Source organism: Fictibacillus norfolkensis, assembly GCF_014836645.1.
In the GTDB taxonomy this organism is placed as follows: domain Bacteria; phylum Bacillota; class Bacilli; order Bacillales; family Fictibacillaceae; genus Fictibacillus; species Fictibacillus norfolkensis.
Genome location: NZ_JACSQM010000001.1, coordinates 356296 through 371981 on the forward strand (window position 1 = coordinate 356296; position 15686 = coordinate 371981).

17 protein-coding genes are annotated in these 15686 nt (G+C 38.0%); 3 read left to right on the forward strand and 14 right to left on the reverse strand.

All coding sequences use genetic code 11. The features are described 5' to 3' along the window. Positions 1 to 10: 10 nt before the first annotated feature. The 10 genes from H9648_RS01760 to H9648_RS01805 all read right to left on the reverse strand — a co-directional run bounded on the left by H9648_RS01760 (position 11) and on the right by H9648_RS01805 (position 9543). Positions 11 to 1132 (reverse strand): DegT/DnrJ/EryC1/StrS family aminotransferase, encoded by a 1122-nt coding sequence (locus tag H9648_RS01760; RefSeq protein WP_191752064.1) that lies wholly within the window; start codon positions 1130 to 1132, stop codon positions 11 to 13. A gap of 10 nt (positions 1133 to 1142) precedes the next feature. Further along, the gene (locus H9648_RS01765) at positions 1143 to 2132 is read right to left on the reverse strand and encodes a Gfo/Idh/MocA family protein (RefSeq protein ID WP_191752065.1); all 990 of its coding nucleotides are present in this window, start codon (positions 2130 to 2132) and stop codon (positions 1143 to 1145) included. Continuing rightward, positions 2122 to 2391, reverse strand: coding sequence for a phosphopantetheine-binding protein (locus tag H9648_RS01770; RefSeq protein WP_191752066.1), 270 nt, complete (start codon positions 2389 to 2391; stop codon positions 2122 to 2124). Before H9648_RS01770 ends, H9648_RS01765 begins: the two co-directional genes overlap by 11 nt. Then, the gene (locus H9648_RS01775) at positions 2388 to 3620 is read right to left on the reverse strand and encodes an AMP-binding protein (RefSeq protein ID WP_191752067.1); all 1233 of its coding nucleotides are present in this window, start codon (positions 3618 to 3620) and stop codon (positions 2388 to 2390) included. Before H9648_RS01775 ends, H9648_RS01770 begins: the two co-directional genes overlap by 4 nt. A 12-nt stretch (positions 3621 to 3632) precedes the next feature. After that, positions 3633 to 4616 (reverse strand): hypothetical protein, encoded by a 984-nt coding sequence (locus tag H9648_RS01780; protein WP_191752068.1) that lies wholly within the window; start codon positions 4614 to 4616, stop codon positions 3633 to 3635. Then, complete coding sequence (locus tag H9648_RS01785) at positions 4609 to 5148, reverse strand: hypothetical protein (protein ID WP_191752069.1); 540 nt, start codon at positions 5146 to 5148, stop codon at positions 4609 to 4611. The genes H9648_RS01780 and H9648_RS01785 overlap by 8 nt, the downstream gene beginning before the upstream one ends. Before the next feature lie 10 nt (positions 5149 to 5158). Beyond that, positions 5159 to 5752 carry a class I SAM-dependent methyltransferase gene (locus H9648_RS01790; RefSeq protein ID WP_191752070.1) on the reverse strand — a complete coding sequence of 198 codons (594 nt, stop codon included), beginning with the start codon at positions 5750 to 5752 and terminating at the stop codon, positions 5159 to 5161. Next, the gene (locus H9648_RS01795) at positions 5739 to 7661 is read right to left on the reverse strand and encodes a B12-binding domain-containing radical SAM protein (protein WP_191752071.1); all 1923 of its coding nucleotides are present in this window, start codon (positions 7659 to 7661) and stop codon (positions 5739 to 5741) included. The genes H9648_RS01790 and H9648_RS01795 overlap by 14 nt, the downstream gene beginning before the upstream one ends. A gap of 366 nt (positions 7662 to 8027) precedes the next feature. After that, entirely contained in the window at positions 8028 to 9125 is a 1098-nt protein-coding gene (locus H9648_RS01800; RefSeq protein ID WP_191752072.1) for an amidohydrolase family protein, read from the reverse strand. A gap of 220 nt (positions 9126 to 9345) precedes the next feature. Beyond that, on the reverse strand, positions 9346 to 9543 hold the full coding sequence (locus H9648_RS01805) for a hypothetical protein (protein ID WP_191752073.1): 198 nt from the start codon (positions 9541 to 9543) through the stop codon (positions 9346 to 9348). A 407-nt stretch (positions 9544 to 9950) separates the two neighbouring features. Between H9648_RS01805 and H9648_RS01810 the strand changes: the two genes are divergently transcribed. Then, positions 9951 to 10160: a hypothetical protein gene (locus tag H9648_RS01810; protein WP_191752074.1), complete on the forward strand. Its 210-nt coding sequence runs from the start codon at positions 9951 to 9953 to the stop codon at positions 10158 to 10160. A gap of 273 nt (positions 10161 to 10433) precedes the next feature. Here H9648_RS01810 and H9648_RS01815 read toward each other — a convergent pair whose 3' ends face one another. The 3 genes from H9648_RS01815 to H9648_RS21045 form a co-directional block, all read right to left on the reverse strand. Continuing rightward, complete coding sequence (locus H9648_RS01815) at positions 10434 to 10892, reverse strand: YndM family protein (RefSeq protein WP_191752075.1); 459 nt, start codon at positions 10890 to 10892, stop codon at positions 10434 to 10436. An 88-nt stretch (positions 10893 to 10980) separates the two neighbouring features. Then, positions 10981 to 12579: a sodium:solute symporter family protein gene (locus tag H9648_RS01820; RefSeq protein WP_191752076.1), complete on the reverse strand. Its 1599-nt coding sequence runs from the start codon at positions 12577 to 12579 to the stop codon at positions 10981 to 10983. Beyond that, positions 12576 to 12695 carry a symporter small accessory protein gene (locus H9648_RS21045; protein ID WP_353617089.1) on the reverse strand — a complete coding sequence of 40 codons (120 nt, stop codon included), beginning with the start codon at positions 12693 to 12695 and terminating at the stop codon, positions 12576 to 12578. The genes H9648_RS01820 and H9648_RS21045 overlap by 4 nt, the downstream gene beginning before the upstream one ends. Positions 12696 to 12964: 269 nt before the next feature. Between H9648_RS21045 and H9648_RS01825 the strand changes: the two genes are divergently transcribed. Then, a complete protein-coding gene (locus tag H9648_RS01825) occupies positions 12965 to 13738 on the forward strand; it encodes a hypothetical protein (RefSeq protein ID WP_191752077.1) in 774 nt (257 codons plus the stop codon). Positions 13739 to 13770: 32 nt separating this feature from the next. On the opposite strand, the gene H9648_RS01830 is transcribed toward H9648_RS01825, so the two are convergent. Then, positions 13771 to 14220, reverse strand: coding sequence for a hypothetical protein (locus H9648_RS01830; RefSeq protein ID WP_191752078.1), 450 nt, complete (start codon positions 14218 to 14220; stop codon positions 13771 to 13773). A 135-nt stretch (positions 14221 to 14355) separates the two neighbouring features. On the opposite strand from H9648_RS01830, the gene H9648_RS01835 reads away from it, so the two are divergent. Further along, on the forward strand, positions 14356 to 15663 hold the full coding sequence (locus H9648_RS01835) for an alkaline phosphatase family protein (RefSeq protein WP_191752079.1): 1308 nt from the start codon (positions 14356 to 14358) through the stop codon (positions 15661 to 15663). Positions 15664 to 15686 lie beyond the last annotated feature (23 nt).

The window sequence follows — 15686 nt, forward strand, 5'->3', positions numbered from 1 at the left end:
TCCCCTTTATTTAGACTCTAACTGCGCTCTTTAGCGCGTCAGATAATGCATGAGCCACTCTTTGGATATCTTGCTCCTCTAGGAAGTTATGCATCGGCAAAGAGATAGCTTCTTTCGTGTACGTTTCCGAATGGATAAAGTCTCCTTTGCTATAACCCAATTCCTTAAAAGCAGGAGTAAGATGGATGGGTGTAGGATAATGTACAGCAGAGAGTATCCCTCTTTTTTGAAGTTGCTTTCTTACATCATCTCTGATTTCTTCTTCCACTCTTATCATATAGACATGAAAAACATGACTCTCATCGTTCTGATGAATAGGGGTCATTACATCCATTCCGATCAGATAACTTTCATAGAGATCGGCGCATTCACGTCTCTTTGCTGACCACTCATCTAGGTACTTGAGTTTAATCTCAAGGGCTGCTGCTTGTATTGGATCGAGACGACTATTAAAACCAGGTAGCTCATGACTATACCTGACCTTGCTTCCATGGTTCCGAAGTAGAAGGATTTTCTCCGCCAACTCGTCACGAGAGGTTGTGATTCCTCCTCCATCACCAAAAGCCCCCAAGTTTTTATCAGGATAGAAACTAAAACAACCTGCGGTTCCTAGACTTCCCGCTCGCTTCTGGTTCATTTTTGCACCTGCAGCCTGAGCACTATCTTCTACCACATGAATATGAAACGTGTCTGCCCATTCATTGATTGCTTCGATGTCTACCATCTGACCGTAGAGATGGACAGGGATGACTGCCTTTGTCTTATTCGTTCTTGCCTGTTTCATCTTATCCATATCGATCAGATAAGATTGAGGATCACAATCTACTAATACGGGTCGAGCACCTGTGTGATGGATAGCTTCGACTGTCGCAATAAAAGTATTGGCAGGAACGATAACTTCATCCTCTGGCCCGATGCCGAGTGCTTTTAGCGTTAAAAAAAGAGCATCCGTTCCGTTCCCGACGCCTAGAGCATGTTTCGTCCCAATGTAAGCTGCGTATCCTTTTTCAAAGCGATTAACTGCTTGTCCTCCGACGAATACACTCGTCTTAGCAATCTGATTGATCCGTTCAAACCACTCTTCTCGTATCAAGTCATATTCTGATTTTGCCGATGAAAAACGAACACTCATGTTTATCCTCCTATGAAATAACGAAAGCTTTGGTATCTACTAATATTTGATCGATAATCTCCATGACTCTTACTCCCTCATCTATACAAACATCTGCCTTACCTCGACCTAAAATCTCATCGGAGAATGAAGAATAGATATCTATTGGAGATGCAATTTGTTCATCAAAAACGAAAGCCACTTTCTTTCCTCTTTCAAAGACTTCAACATCTTGATTCCCATGAACAATTAGAGTCTTTTCTTTACCACCAACTACCCATAGAGGTTTTTTTGCATGATTACGGAAATTCACTTCAATCATCACCTGTACCCCTTGATCAGACTGAAAGTCTGATCGTACAAAATCATCTACTTCTTTATCATCCAAGCCCAAACTTCTAATCGAACTGTTGATCTTATGCAAGGCCCCGATATCTAGTTGAAACACTTGATCAATAAGGTGTACTCCCCAATCTAATAGTGCACCACCGCCGAAACCTTGCTCTTTTCTCCACTCGGGATAAAAAGACTTTACCGCGAAATTGGAGCCATCATCATAAGCAGAATGAACCCTTTCAACAAATAAAAGATCTCCCAAGATACCCGAGGAGATCACGTTTTTTACTAATAGGAAATCAGAATCGTATCTTCTGTTCTGAAAGATAGATACCACACGTTCCTTCTTGTAAGAAAGCATCTCCAACTGTTTGGCTTCTTGGTGATTGACCGTTACTGGTTTTTCAATCAGTACATGCTTATCGTGATGAAGCGCTTGTTCTGCTAATGAAAAATGAGAACTTGGTGGCGTAGCGATCAAAACTGCATCGATGTTACTGTTCAATAACTCCTCAACGTTTTCATACACAGCAAAGCCTCTTTTTACAGCTAATTTCCTTCTTTTCTCCGTAATATCGTAGATCCCACTAATCTCTATGTTCGAACACTTCTTGATCAAAGGTAGATGAACGAGTTCAACAATCCTGCCAAAACCAATGATGCCTAAGTGGATCTTATCTTGCATGTTCTTCTACCGGTTTCAGTTCTTGAATAAAAGTGACCAAAGAACCAACCGTTTCAAATACTTCTGGATCGATGCTGTCTTCAGGTACTTCGATACCAAATTCTTCTTCGATATAGATGATGAGCTGTAAGACCATGATTGAATCGATCCCAAGATCATCATAGATACCATCTTCTTCTTTAAGATTTTCTGGGAGTTCGTGCTCCAAGTTCTCTTCAATGATTACCTTCAACTTCTCAATGATTTCTATACGATTCATTTGACTAGCTCCTGTTCATATAATAATTTTCTACTCACTTTTCCCATCGTGTTCTTCGGAATCTCGTCCACCAACAGGATCGATGACGGCACCTTATAAGCAGGTAGTTGTTCGATGCAACTCTTTTTAATTTGATGGATCGACACATCGTGTGAAACAACTTTAGCAGCTACTGTCTCACCATGGACCTTATGAAGCGACCGATGAACGACTACCTCTTTCACACCCTGTATGCGACTAATCACCTTTTCTACTTCAACAGGTGATACTTTTTGTCCTGAAACATTTATTAAATCATCAAGTCTCCCGAGGTGGTAATACGACCCTTCTCTCATACAGCCAAGATCATTGGTATGTATCTTTTCCCCATCCACTTCAACGATCAGTTCATTCAACTTGTTGTCATCTCTGTTCAGAGATAACGTTAGATGTTCGAGCGGTAATCCAATATCGGTGGATTCTTTAATCGTTCGAGCCACAGATATACAGCCAACTTCTGTCATACCGTACTGCTGAAGAACTTCTTCCGAGCATAACAAGATGTTCCTTAAAAGCTCTCCCTGCATCGGAGCGCCACTTGTTATGACTTTGTTCAACATCAGCTGGTCTTTTCCCAACCTCCATAGAACCTGTAAAAGAAAAGGAACGCTATAAAGGATAGAATTTTGGTTCTCTTTTATAATCTTCAATGTAAACTTAGGGTTCTTTTCGGTGATAAGAATAGGCATCGCACCTCGCTCTATACCGGCTAATACACCTGATATCAATCCATATGAGTGTGAGACGGGTACTGTGATTATCGGTTGTAGGGCAGGATCACTCTTATAGACATGGTTATAGTTATTAACTTCTCTTTCTATGGACTCCCATGTTCTCCCTATAATCTTTGGAGCACCTGTCGTGCCTGAGCTGAATTGAAAAAGTCCTGGTAAAACAGATTCTCTCAACGGAGCGTTCAGGTGGATAAATTGTTCTTCATAAACAAGGAAGTCACATTGCGCTTGCTCACAAAGTTCCCTCGCTGATGCTAATGGGTGATCACCGTGTAGAAGAAGAACAGATCCCCCTCCCTCTTTGATGTTTAAGAGTAATGACAGGAGACCGAACGCTTCTTTCATGCAGATGCCAAAGAGTTGCCCTTCGGGATTCTTCAGGCTATCTCTGTTTAAAGATGAATAATAATCGCTCAACTGGTCTTTGGTTACCTTTTCAGAGTTGATAATCAGCATACGTTTCTCCTCTTAACATGAAGGGATGGTTTCTGTTAAACGTATGTTTAACAGCTCTAACTCTTTTGATCGAATCTCATTCAATTTTTTCATGACTCGAGGATGAAATTGGTCGTATCTTTTCGTGATAAAACATTTTAAGACCATGTTTGCGGTTACTTGTAATAAGTTCGATAGAACAAGGTATCCCTCACCCATAAACTCCATTTCCGGCGACAATGAGCGGTTCATCAGTAAAAAATGAGAATAGTTACTCCTCGAGTTGGCTAGTTCTTTTAAACAGTGATACGAAATGTCAACGTTATCTTCTCGATTTATGAATACCTCATGCTCAAGGTGGTGGACAAACTCATCAAAAGCTTCTATACCTAACTTCCTACTAGGATGAGGATTTGGTTTTTGGTATGGATCTCCCCCCCTCATAAATGTTTGATTGATATCAATCATTGTATGAACGAATCCTGATACCTCTGGAACACTCATTTCTTCTGTCTTATAGTAGATCAGTTCAAACCCAGGAGCTTCTCCTCTATCGATCCGCGAAAGTAATATCTGTCTTAAACTTTCTTTTGGTACAGAGCCAGAATAGTTGTAATAATGATCGACGATATGCACTTCATCTTCATCTGCAGAAAATATCTCAACAGCATGATGATTGAACCTCTGCTGATAATATAGTGTATGTGGCAAGTCATAACAGTCACTGATAAGAAGGATGGTGTATCCTAGTGCAGTAGTCTCTTTGACTTCACGATAAAATTCTTCAAAATCCTGAGTCGAGATGATCTTCTCTTCGATATTGAAATATTCATAAAGCTGTTCAGGCAGACTCTTATGATACGGTGTAAATGAGAAAACATCTTCTTCAGAAGTTGAGATCATTGCTGCTTGGTTCCAAAACAGATCCGTTATCTCTGCTTTACGTGAAAGGATGGCACGAACCGTGAGAAAATAGCAGTTAAAGTTCTTATTAAAATTGATCAGTTCTTTACTCATTTTCCACACTCCCAGGGATAAGGGTAATCGCAAAAAGATGGATGGAAGGATTGTCTCCGAATTGAATATGATCAAAGACCATTTCTTCAGTCCACTCAATCGTGTTGATCCATAGACTCGGTTGAAGATAATCAACTTTTGTTGTCTTTGTATGGATATAAGGAAACCGTCCGAAAACCTTCGGGCCTTCTTCAGGTTCGTTTGAGAGGATATCTGGGAAGACCACCCTCTTTGTATCTACTAGTTCTTCTCCATTGTAAAAAGAGATGTCTTCAAAGAAATCTCCATTGTTTGAACAACCGATCAAGATGGCTTTTTTGTAGGACATTACTGGAACTGATAATCTCTGTTCTTCAAGTTCCATGTTATCGTTCTCATCAAAATGAAAAGAGAAGACATCGGTATCATATTTAGGAAAATGTTCTTTAGGGAACGAGTAACCACCAAATGCGAGATACCCCTTTTCTCTCTCAGCAAAAGTTGTGATTCCTCTACTGTTTAATTGCTCTTTTATATCTAATTGAATATACATAGGTACACCCTCACCGCTTTTTTATCGAGACCATGTTACCTTTGATGCCGCCTGTCTCTGAAAAGATCTTCATCGGAAGGATCGGACCACGAACGAATCGGTCTTCATCGAAATACATATCAATAGTCTCTTCGGATACTTCATCCCAATAATCGTTTGTAACTAAAGAACCTCTGATTAAAAGAGCGGCGTTTGGCTTTAGAACACGATACACTTCATCCACATATTCTTTTCTTAGATGAGCGGGTATAACATGAAAACACCCTCTATCATTGGCAAAATGGACGCTTTCATCTTGGAGGGATACATCTGTAACAGATTCCGCTCTCCACGTAACAGGATGGCCACGGTGTCTGCTCATACACATATTGATCGCTTCTTGACTGTGATCGATGGCATGAACGTTATACCCTAAACTACTTAAAAAGACCGCTTCGTTTCCTAACCCACAACCGATGTCTAAGATAAGACCCGGTGGTTTGATCATCTCCACACACAACAGGGAAACGAGTTCAGGTGAAGGACCCTCGATCGTCCACGTGTAATTATGGTTTTTATAAGATTGGTCCCAATTGATAGCTGTACTATTTTTACCTAAATACATATTCACGACTCCCCGTACTTTGATGAGTAACAAGTTCTAACTGGATTAACTGACTAATGAGCATTTCTGACTCAGGATTGGATGTGTCAGTCACTATTCTTCTGTCGATGATGCTTAATTCTTGAGGCACTTTAAACACACGCTGCAATAAAAAGTCATAAAAATAAGGCACAGATTGATCTTCTGAACCCCTTTTAAACTCCGCAATATATATCCAAGGAAGTAAAAAAGCCTCTGTTGTGTTTAGATGATCTGTATCATTTGTATGTAGTTGATTCTGTTCAGGATTCACTTCTTTCGGGACTTGTAAGAGTCTATTGATTCGAGTGTGATCATCTATATCTTCCTCACAATAAGTAAATGATCGTCCTAATCGTCCCATTCCATAGTTGATCCCTTTGTTTCCTCTTAAAGTATCTTGATCGGCCTCTAGCGTTATTCCATAGCTTTCAGGATCATCAACCAAGAAACTCCCAGGTTCTGCGACTAGCATCTGAATGACATCTATTCCTATTTTCATTTCATTCTTCTTTAAAAATCCTACGGTATCCTGACTCTCTTCTTCCGTTTCACCAGGAAATCCTCCCATAATCGATAGTCTTAGCTCGATTCCACAGTCAAACAAGTTATCTATGATTCGCTGATAGTTACTAGTAGTAACTCCCTTTTCCATTCTGTCTAATAGTCTTTGAGAGTTTGTCTCGTAACCGACTGACATCTGCACACAGCCTGATGCTTTTAGTTCCTGACAGAAATGTCGATCAGTCAAAATATCTTCTAACCGGTTCCTTGTACTATATTCAACTTCATATCCTTCAGCGTTCAGTAGTTTCATAGCTTTTAAGACGAGTTTCAAGTTCGTGTTCTCGTCAACGAAATTGATTCTTCTAACTCCATACTGATCGATCAGTTGTTTACACTCTCTTACTATCTGATTCGTCGTTTTCTGTTCATAACTTCTTTCTTTTTTTGAACGGTTGCCGTATGAACAGAACGCACAACGCCCCCAATAACATCCCACACATGTCGTGAGAGCTAATTGAAAATCAGCATTTACGTAATGATGTATAGGTAAGTTATCAAAGTTCGGTACAGGCAATTTCTTTAGGGAAACACTTTTCTTGATTAAGGGTATCTCTTCCTTCAATGAGATAAGGTTTGGGATCTCTAGGTCTAATTGATTCTCAGACTCTTTTAAATAGAGTTGATAGAGAGTCTCTTCTCCTGCACCCGTACCGAGATAATCGACATATTGTTTAAAAAACGAGTCTCTTCTCATTTGTTCACTAAACAGGATGACTTGTTGGCCGCCCATGATGATCTTCGTTTCAGGTGAAAGAATTTTTACCCATTTACATAGAAGCAACGCCGGTAGCAACTGACTATAAAACGATACGGATAAAGCGAAGACTTTTGTATCGTTTGTAATAATGTTCTTTATTCTGTCATAGAGCAGGTCACAGGGTAGGTCATTTTTATCTTCTACGTTAAAATCATTTACAGCTTTTCCTAACAATGAGATCGAGGGGATCTCATTACGCATAAAACTGTTCTTTGATAGGATCTCTGTTCCATTCTTAAAAAACTTCAAGCTCTTTTCTATGTCATGTAACTCACCATTCTTTGTTAAGATATCCGTTTGGATCTCTTCATGATGATCGATGAGATACTGGATTGTTTTTAGTTTAAAGTCAGCGTTGATATCCATGTGTTCTTTTGATGATGCTATCTCACAATACGTTTGAAGCGCTTCTTTTTCGAATAAGGAATGCAATAATTCGATATTCAAATCATATTGTGTACACGGTACATCACGTTGTACAAGGTAAGAAGTAAGCATAGGCAGACTAAGATACGGAAAGAAGTATGCTTGAGAAAACGGCGGAAAAACAATGATTAATTCACTCATCTTAATCTCCTTTAAAAAACAATGGGTATTATAGATTTCTCTATAACACCCACCTTACTTTTAGTATTTGTAATCGAAAGATTCTTCGTTCACGTTAATTTCTACTTGTTCGATCATCATGGCAAAAGCCCCCTTTTCTGTATTTTCAGATAATTTGTCTTGCAAGAATATTCTACCATTTTGACGAAAGGTGTCAAACTTAATTGTAAAAATAATCTAATTATACTATATTTTTCATATACGTTCAGGCTATTTAACCTAGACATTTTTTTACAAATAACTGGAACTATCGACTTATTACCTAGGATTAAAAGTTTATCTGACTTAAGACTTACTTTATGTTTTGAATAATGCTCGTTTAAAGTCCTATTCTTCTTTACTTAGCTTCATGATAAGTTCGTTAGCCATTCTTTTGTTTAAAGATAGTGACTTGTGTTCCTCCTCTTTTAATAGTCCCCTTAACTGTTTTTTCTGCTCTTTTGTCACTCGTTGATCTTCAATCACCTTTTCATAATTTTGATAAGCTACTTTTACGGCTGATTCATCAGATAGCAAGTCTATCGTTTGATACATAGCACCGATTGACTCTTCGTATGTAATCCCGTAACCGGAGTCAGACCCTAGAAAGAATCGGTCCGAGAATTCTTCCATCACTGGTATGAAGTCTTCGATCTCGTTTTTACTGTTAAGATCATACCTTGTGAACCCTGCGTAAAAATCCATATAAAGATTGGAGTGCTCGTTTAGTAATCGTTTAAGGTTACCTGGCTTGTTGAACACATTAGCATGTGCAAAAATGAATATCGTATCCGGGTGTTTGTTTAGAGCCTCCTCCAATATTGGAATGGGATTACCTGTTGGTGGGTCAATATGAAGGAGAATGGGCACTTGATAATCGGCAGCAAGGGTATACAACTCATCAAGTTTTCCAGAAAGCGGATTTTCACCTTTCCACTTTAACTTTGAAGTTACAGGTGAATACGTAGAAGCAGCTACAATCTCACCTATGTTCAAGTACCCTTTTTCAAGAAGTTTCTTCGAATAATCGATTCCAGAAGAACGATAAATGTCTATTCCAGCGAATGAGGGGTAGATGTTTTCAACAGATCCTTGATAAGCAGTCCATACCTGTTGATCTGTTTTTTTTGCAGAGGGTTCTGAGATGTTACCGAATAAAACGGTACGATCAACCCCATATTTCTTATATGTCTCTTCAGAAAAAGAGGAAGCATCATGATTGTGGATATCTACTAGTGGAATATCATAGTAGTTCTCATACAACGGTTTATCGGGATTCTTATTGTTTCTCATGGTTTGTAGTTTTGATACCATCCCGGTATCTTGTTTATATTCAGGGTGTGTGATAGAGATAGTGACTGGATGTTTTTGTTCTTTAGCTGGTTGTTGTTCACATGCACTCAGAAAAGGGATTAAAATAAAAGACATGACTAGATATCTCTTCAATATATTCACTCCTTTAATTTAAATATGGTAGCACTGGGATTTATTATTAAATTCCACCCATTTAAGAAACTACCTCTAATAATTAAAGGATTCATTTTCAGTTTAAGGATTAAAAAGTACATTCTTACTTACTTTTCAGCTCTAGCCTTTTGAATCAGCTTTACTATAAACAGAGTTAGGAAAAATGTTCCTAGATTAAGAGCTACGCTTTACCATCTATCTATTCTTTTTGGGTCTCTCCTAAAATGCCTTGAGGAACTCCATTATTTAAGTAAAGCTCCCAGCTCAATGGGTGAACTCCACAAATTACATCAGGTTTGAATTCTATTATTAATTCTTCTACTAATGACAGCGGATAGTTATACTTCTTCTGCATTTCTTCATCGTGAGTCATTCCTAAGATACCTACAACAGCCAATATCTACACATCCTAAATAATGATATTGCAATAAACTCTTATTTCACAATCCTGCACATTTGTTCAATAAGTTTAATTCTCCTTCTTGAAGAAATGCATCCGAGATTGGTAAAGTTATGTACTCTGTATTTCAGTCTTAATAACTAGACATTTTTTACATAAATAATAGTGAACTAATACACTAAAAGATAATTCTAATGAGTGGGGAATATATGAAACAAAGACCTTTAAGTTCTCCGACATAAACAATTTAAATATCTTAATTGTTTCTTATTAGTTGCGATTTAAAGGTTTTTAACTGACATCCTTCTTTTATATCCCTTTTATACACTATAAACGCAGCCCTCTATATAAATTTAAATCGAACGTATATTCGTATATAATGATTTCCAAAGGGGTGATTAAAAATGAGATACGGTATTATGTTTACAGTAAAGAGTCCTACGAATTTATATCGAAAGGTAACGGTAATGGATTTTAAAAGAGCAAGGCAAATTACATTTACTATAGATGAGGTTGAAGGAGATGAAATGGAAGACGATTATCTAAAGGAATACATGAGAGATCAATTGGAAAAAGTCACAACTGGATACTTGGATTATAAGAGTTCGCATTAAAGGAGCATGGCCCTTTTGGTTTAGATTGACTGAAAATTATCTAAACTTCTAAAAAAACCTTATAAAGTAAGACTTATTTTATCTTAGTTAATTTGAATTAACTCAGTTTTATTTCAAGATGTCCTCTGGCAGCCAAAAGGTCAGCGGTTCGATCCCGCTAGTCTCCACCATATAAATTTAAACAAATCACTAATCCCTTGAGAGACCTCAGGAGTTTTTTGTTTCAGAACAAAAAAGCATCATGCGTATACGTCATGATACTTTTTTTGGAGACTATTTTTCTTTATTATTTTTATTTCTTGGATCTTGTTCTTCAGCAAATTCAGTTGCATAACGAAAACCTGGTCTAAACCTTCTTTGTTGCCTCCCGGTTCTCTCTTTATTCTTTGAAGGCATGTGCTTTAATAAGTATTGATGAACAAAAACTTCTGTAGCTGTGATAATACCTGCTGCGATCACACTTCCCCACGCGATTTGCATATATCCGTTTAACAGGATTGATCCGAAAATCCAAACCACTAGATACGCTAAAATAAATTCTGCCATCAACGTGTTGTTCTTACCTATTCTCGGTAACAAAATGCGGTCTGCTACAATATATGTGATTGCAGTTGTTGTAACCGCAAAGGAAACGATATCACTAATTGAAGCGTCAAAGAACAGATCTAGTCCGATCCAAAATGCAATCAGGCAGACAATAAATTTCATAATAATGACTTTTACTTGATCCATGTAAAAAACCTCCTTAATCTGTTCCTAGTTTGCAACAAATAACGGAGGTTCATACTTCTGCAATTTAAATGAATTTAGAACGGATACTTTATTCAGATACCACTGGGATCATCGGTTCTTTTTCTCTTTTCTGTGTAAAGCTTGTTTTTTTATCGAGCAAGCTAACAATAATAAATACAGCCGAAGACAGAGGTAAAGCATAGAAAAGAGGGTCTATATGCGTCCATGGATAAGGAAATATCGCTGCTTTTCCAAACCATGCTTGTGATAACCCGATAGCAGCAGATTCTTTAAGGTGTATGAATAAGAAACCGATGATACTTACAGTAAACCCAACGATCATACTTGCTGTAGCTGCTGTCTTCGTAGCTCTTTTCCAATATAGTGCTCCTATCAGAGCTGGCATGAATCCGGCTGCGCATATGCCAAACCAAAAAGCCGTTGCTTGAGCGATGATTCCCGCTGGTAAAAGATAAGCTAATATGACTGCAGCGACCACTCCAATAAGCACACCGATTCTAGAAGGGTTGAGCTTCGATCCAAAAAGGGATTTTACACCAAGAGTTTTTAAAATATCTTGGCCAAAAGCCGTTGCTTGAACATGAATAAGAGAACTAATTGTAGAGATTGTGGCAGATAATAAAGTGAGTGTAAACAGATAGATAAACCATTCAGGCATGATTTGGTTTATGAAGATAGGGATGATAAGATCGACGTTTCCTTTTGCGGCTGTTAAAGCGATCTCACCCGTTTTCTCATAAAAATAAAGATTGCTTAACGGGCCGATCACAAAAGCTGCACCTGTCATAAAAAAGATAAAAACACCGCCGACTAATACAGAACGATAAAGTGCTCGATCATCTTTTACAGTCATGCATCTCATTGCGAGTTGAGGCTGCGCTAATACTCCTATTCCAACTCCCATGATTATGGTACTAACAATGGTCCACCAAAGTGGAGATCCGAATTCAGGCATACTTGTCCAGCCTTGATGACCTTGATCGACAAGAGCTTGAGGCACAAGATCCTTCATTGCGGTTAATCCATTATGCCCCTCCATAATGCCTCCTACTGCTTGGTAGGTGACGAATAAGAAGATAGCCATTCCGATCAACATGACAACCGCACCAAACGCATCGGTATACATGACGGCCTTAATTCCACCTGTTACTACATAAATTCCAATGATTGCAGCTAACAGGATAAGAGCGAGATTAAAGTTCATCGAAAGTGATTCTTGAAGAAATCTTCCTCCTCCGATCAAAACGATACTCGTATAGGCTGGCATTAAAATAAAAATCATAGCTCCTGAAAAAACCGTGATAAATTTTGAATCATATCGTTTTCCTAGCAATGTAGGAAACGTTGTAGCATTTAGATCTAGTGACAACTTTCTAATCTTGGTTCCGAAAATCGCAAATGCCACAAATATACCTAGTACGATGTTAAGAAAGGCTAGCCATAACAAGCTAAATCCATGAGCTGCTGAAACCCCACCGAAACCAACAATGGCAGATGTACTAATAAAAGTCGCTCCGTATGATAAAGCCATGACCGCAGGGTGAATACTTCGCCCTCCTACTAAATAATCTGATTCTGTTACAGTCTTTTTATATCCATAATAAGCAAGCCATGACATGATACCCATATATACGATAAGAATTGGGATAAGGACAGCAAAATTCATTTTGAGTCATCGCCTCCTCTGTTCCACATGATTCCACCAAATACAACACACCCTAATGCCGAAACAACAGTAGCCACCCATACAAATGCGATAAGTCCATCTTCCATTCCAAGCATAAATATAATCCCCTCCAATGAAATAAATGTGAAAACAAAATAAAATGAATGCGCTTTCATAAATATGTAAAATAAATTGCTCGCCTAATTCCTCCTCACACCGACGTATTATATGACTTCTTTTTATCTATAGAATCCCCTTTAAGGTTCAAGTTTTTTTATAGGAAAACGCATTTTGTAACATTTATGAAATATTCCTGTAATATTAGTGAAACCATTTTAGTACTTCTCTCGTCTAATAAATAACAAGACATTGAGGAGGATTTACATTGAAATTCAAAAAACGTACGGTTATCTTTACAGCAACAGCATTACTAACTCTCGGGGTTTTAAATGATAGCGATTTTGAAAACAAAGTAAGAGCAACAGAACAAAATAATCCTCTTAAACATGAGGCTGTTACTTATGAACGATCAAATGAAGTTCTGAAACATAAAAAAAATGATGTCGAAGAAAATGAAGAACGGGCAGCAGCTTCGAAAGTGAACGTTCCTGTTCATTCACAAATTGAAAAAACCGTTCAAAATCCAGTTGAAAATGAAAAAGTAGAACAGCCACAGATTTCCGAAAAGCCTAAAGAAAATAATATTGAAACAACAAAATCTGCACCAAAGCCTACTGTTCATCCTCAAACAAAAATTGTAGAGGAAAAACCTAAACAAGAAGAGCAAACACAAGTGAAGTTATCGGAAACTAAAATCATCGACGGCTACACATACGTGAGCTTAATGGATGACACACATGAGAACTTAAAACATCTCGTAGCCATCGCAAAGAAACATGATGCTGCTCTTTATGCAATTGAGAATAGTGATTGTTTTTTAATGTTTGATAATTCTACCGATCAATTGATTATGGGCTTTAGTACGGGTATCAATACGGTTTCGATCGAAAACGTTGAAGTTCTATACGATATGCATCCATCAATTAAAGATCAAATTCAAGAAGTCATTAAAACGGGAGAACCGATTCAAGTCAAGGAGGGCGAAAATCAAGGCTACTATATTTCAAAAGTAGATGGAAAGATCAGAGTATCTTTTTAGCGACACAAAAAAAGCCCTACGTTGGGCTTTTTTTATTTCTTCTTTATCTCTTTTAAAGCGACGACCTTTAACGCCATCAGCTCATTATCCGTTACTTTTTCGAGCAACTTCTCATATACAGCTTGCTTTTCGTCTTCATTCAAGCCTTTACTTACTTTTTCTCTAATTCCTGCTAACTCTTGAACCGAGTATCTTTCAGAGATAAATTGAACAGCGTCATCCTTTGTAGTAAATGGCAACTTCTGCTTTGGAGGTTGCCCTGTTTCTATGTACTTTCTAATCTCTGGGTCTTCTAGAAGTTTCGTGATCTCATCTTCATTCGACTTTAATTCTTTTGTGATTTCGATCATTGCTTTTTCGGAAGCGTAATCCAACGTGAAGACATACACTATTACACCAGATGTGATAAAAAACATCAATACAACACTTAACCACCATTTGATCACTTCATCACCCGCTATATAATGAGATAATTCATTCATAACATAACTTACAAAGTTTGGAAAGAAAATGGTATGATTTTTTATAATTCATACACAGACTTTACACGTGGTATATTCCCTTATGCTATCATTTAATTTAGAATGGTTAATCTTAGCAACTTTTGGAGGAGTGTTATGTCCCGTCTAACCAATCATTTAGTGGTCATCTCTTTTGACTGTCTTTCTTCCCTTGATTTTCCGATCTTAGAGCAGCTTCCGCATTTTAAGGAATTATTAGATCGAGGCTCCCATTGCAAAAAAGTAGAGACAATCTATCCTTCTGTAACGTATCCCTGTCATACCTCGATTGTTACAGGAAGGTATCCAAAAAACCACGGAATCGTAAATAATACGTTAACACAGCCAGGCAAAGCTTCGCCCGATTGGTATTGGCACAGAAAACATATTAAAGGAACAACTTTATATGATGAAGCTAAAAAAGCAGGTATGACTACGGGTGCTCTTCTTTGGCCAGTCACTGCAAGAGCGAACATCGATTACAACATGCCCGAAATTTTTGCGAACCGAAAGTGGCACCACCAGATTCCTGTTTCTCTCCTAAACGGAAGTAAAAGATATCAACTTGATATGAACCGTCGATTCGGACATTTACGTAGTGGTTTGAACCAGCCTGAGCTTGATGATTTTGTTTTAGAGTCCACGATACATACGATTAAGTATAAAAAACCTCAGCTAATGCTTGTTCATTTTGTGGACTTAGATTCACAGAGGCACTACCATGGCTTTTCTTCTGATGAAGCAATGGATGCGATAAAGAGACATGACAACAGACTCGGTAGAATTGTCGAATCCCTACATGAAGCCGGTATCTATGAAGAAACTACGATTGCCGTACTAGGAGATCATAGTGCACTAGATGAGAGCAAAGCGATTAAACTGAATGTGTTATTTAAGGAAGAACAATTAATAGACACTGATTCAAAAGGGACTATACAAAATTGGAAAGCCTATTGCAAAAGTTGCGATGGGTCAGCATATATTTACCTGAAGGATTCATCTGATCTACAAACAAAGGAGGTAGTGAAAAAACTTCTGGACCACATATTGATTGATGAAAGAAATGGTATTGAAAAGATCTACAGTCAAGAAGAAGCAGCTGCCACCGGTGCTGATGATCGTTGTGCGTTTATGGTAGAAGCCAGACACGGCTTTTATTTTAACGAAGATCATGAAGGCTCTTTTCTAAATGAAATTACTGATCAAGATGTGAGAAGAAAGCGGTATACACATGCGTGTCATGGGTATTCTCCTGAAAAAGAAGACTACACCACTATTCTGTTATTAGCAGGAAAAGGGATTAAAAGAAATGTTGTTGTTCCTTCCATGCAATTAATTGATGAAGGGCCGACGTTTGCTAAACTATTAGGTCTTGATTTAGGAGAAACAGATGGTAAAGTCATGCAAGATTTTTTAACCAGCTAGATTTTAATGAATTCTAGTAGAGA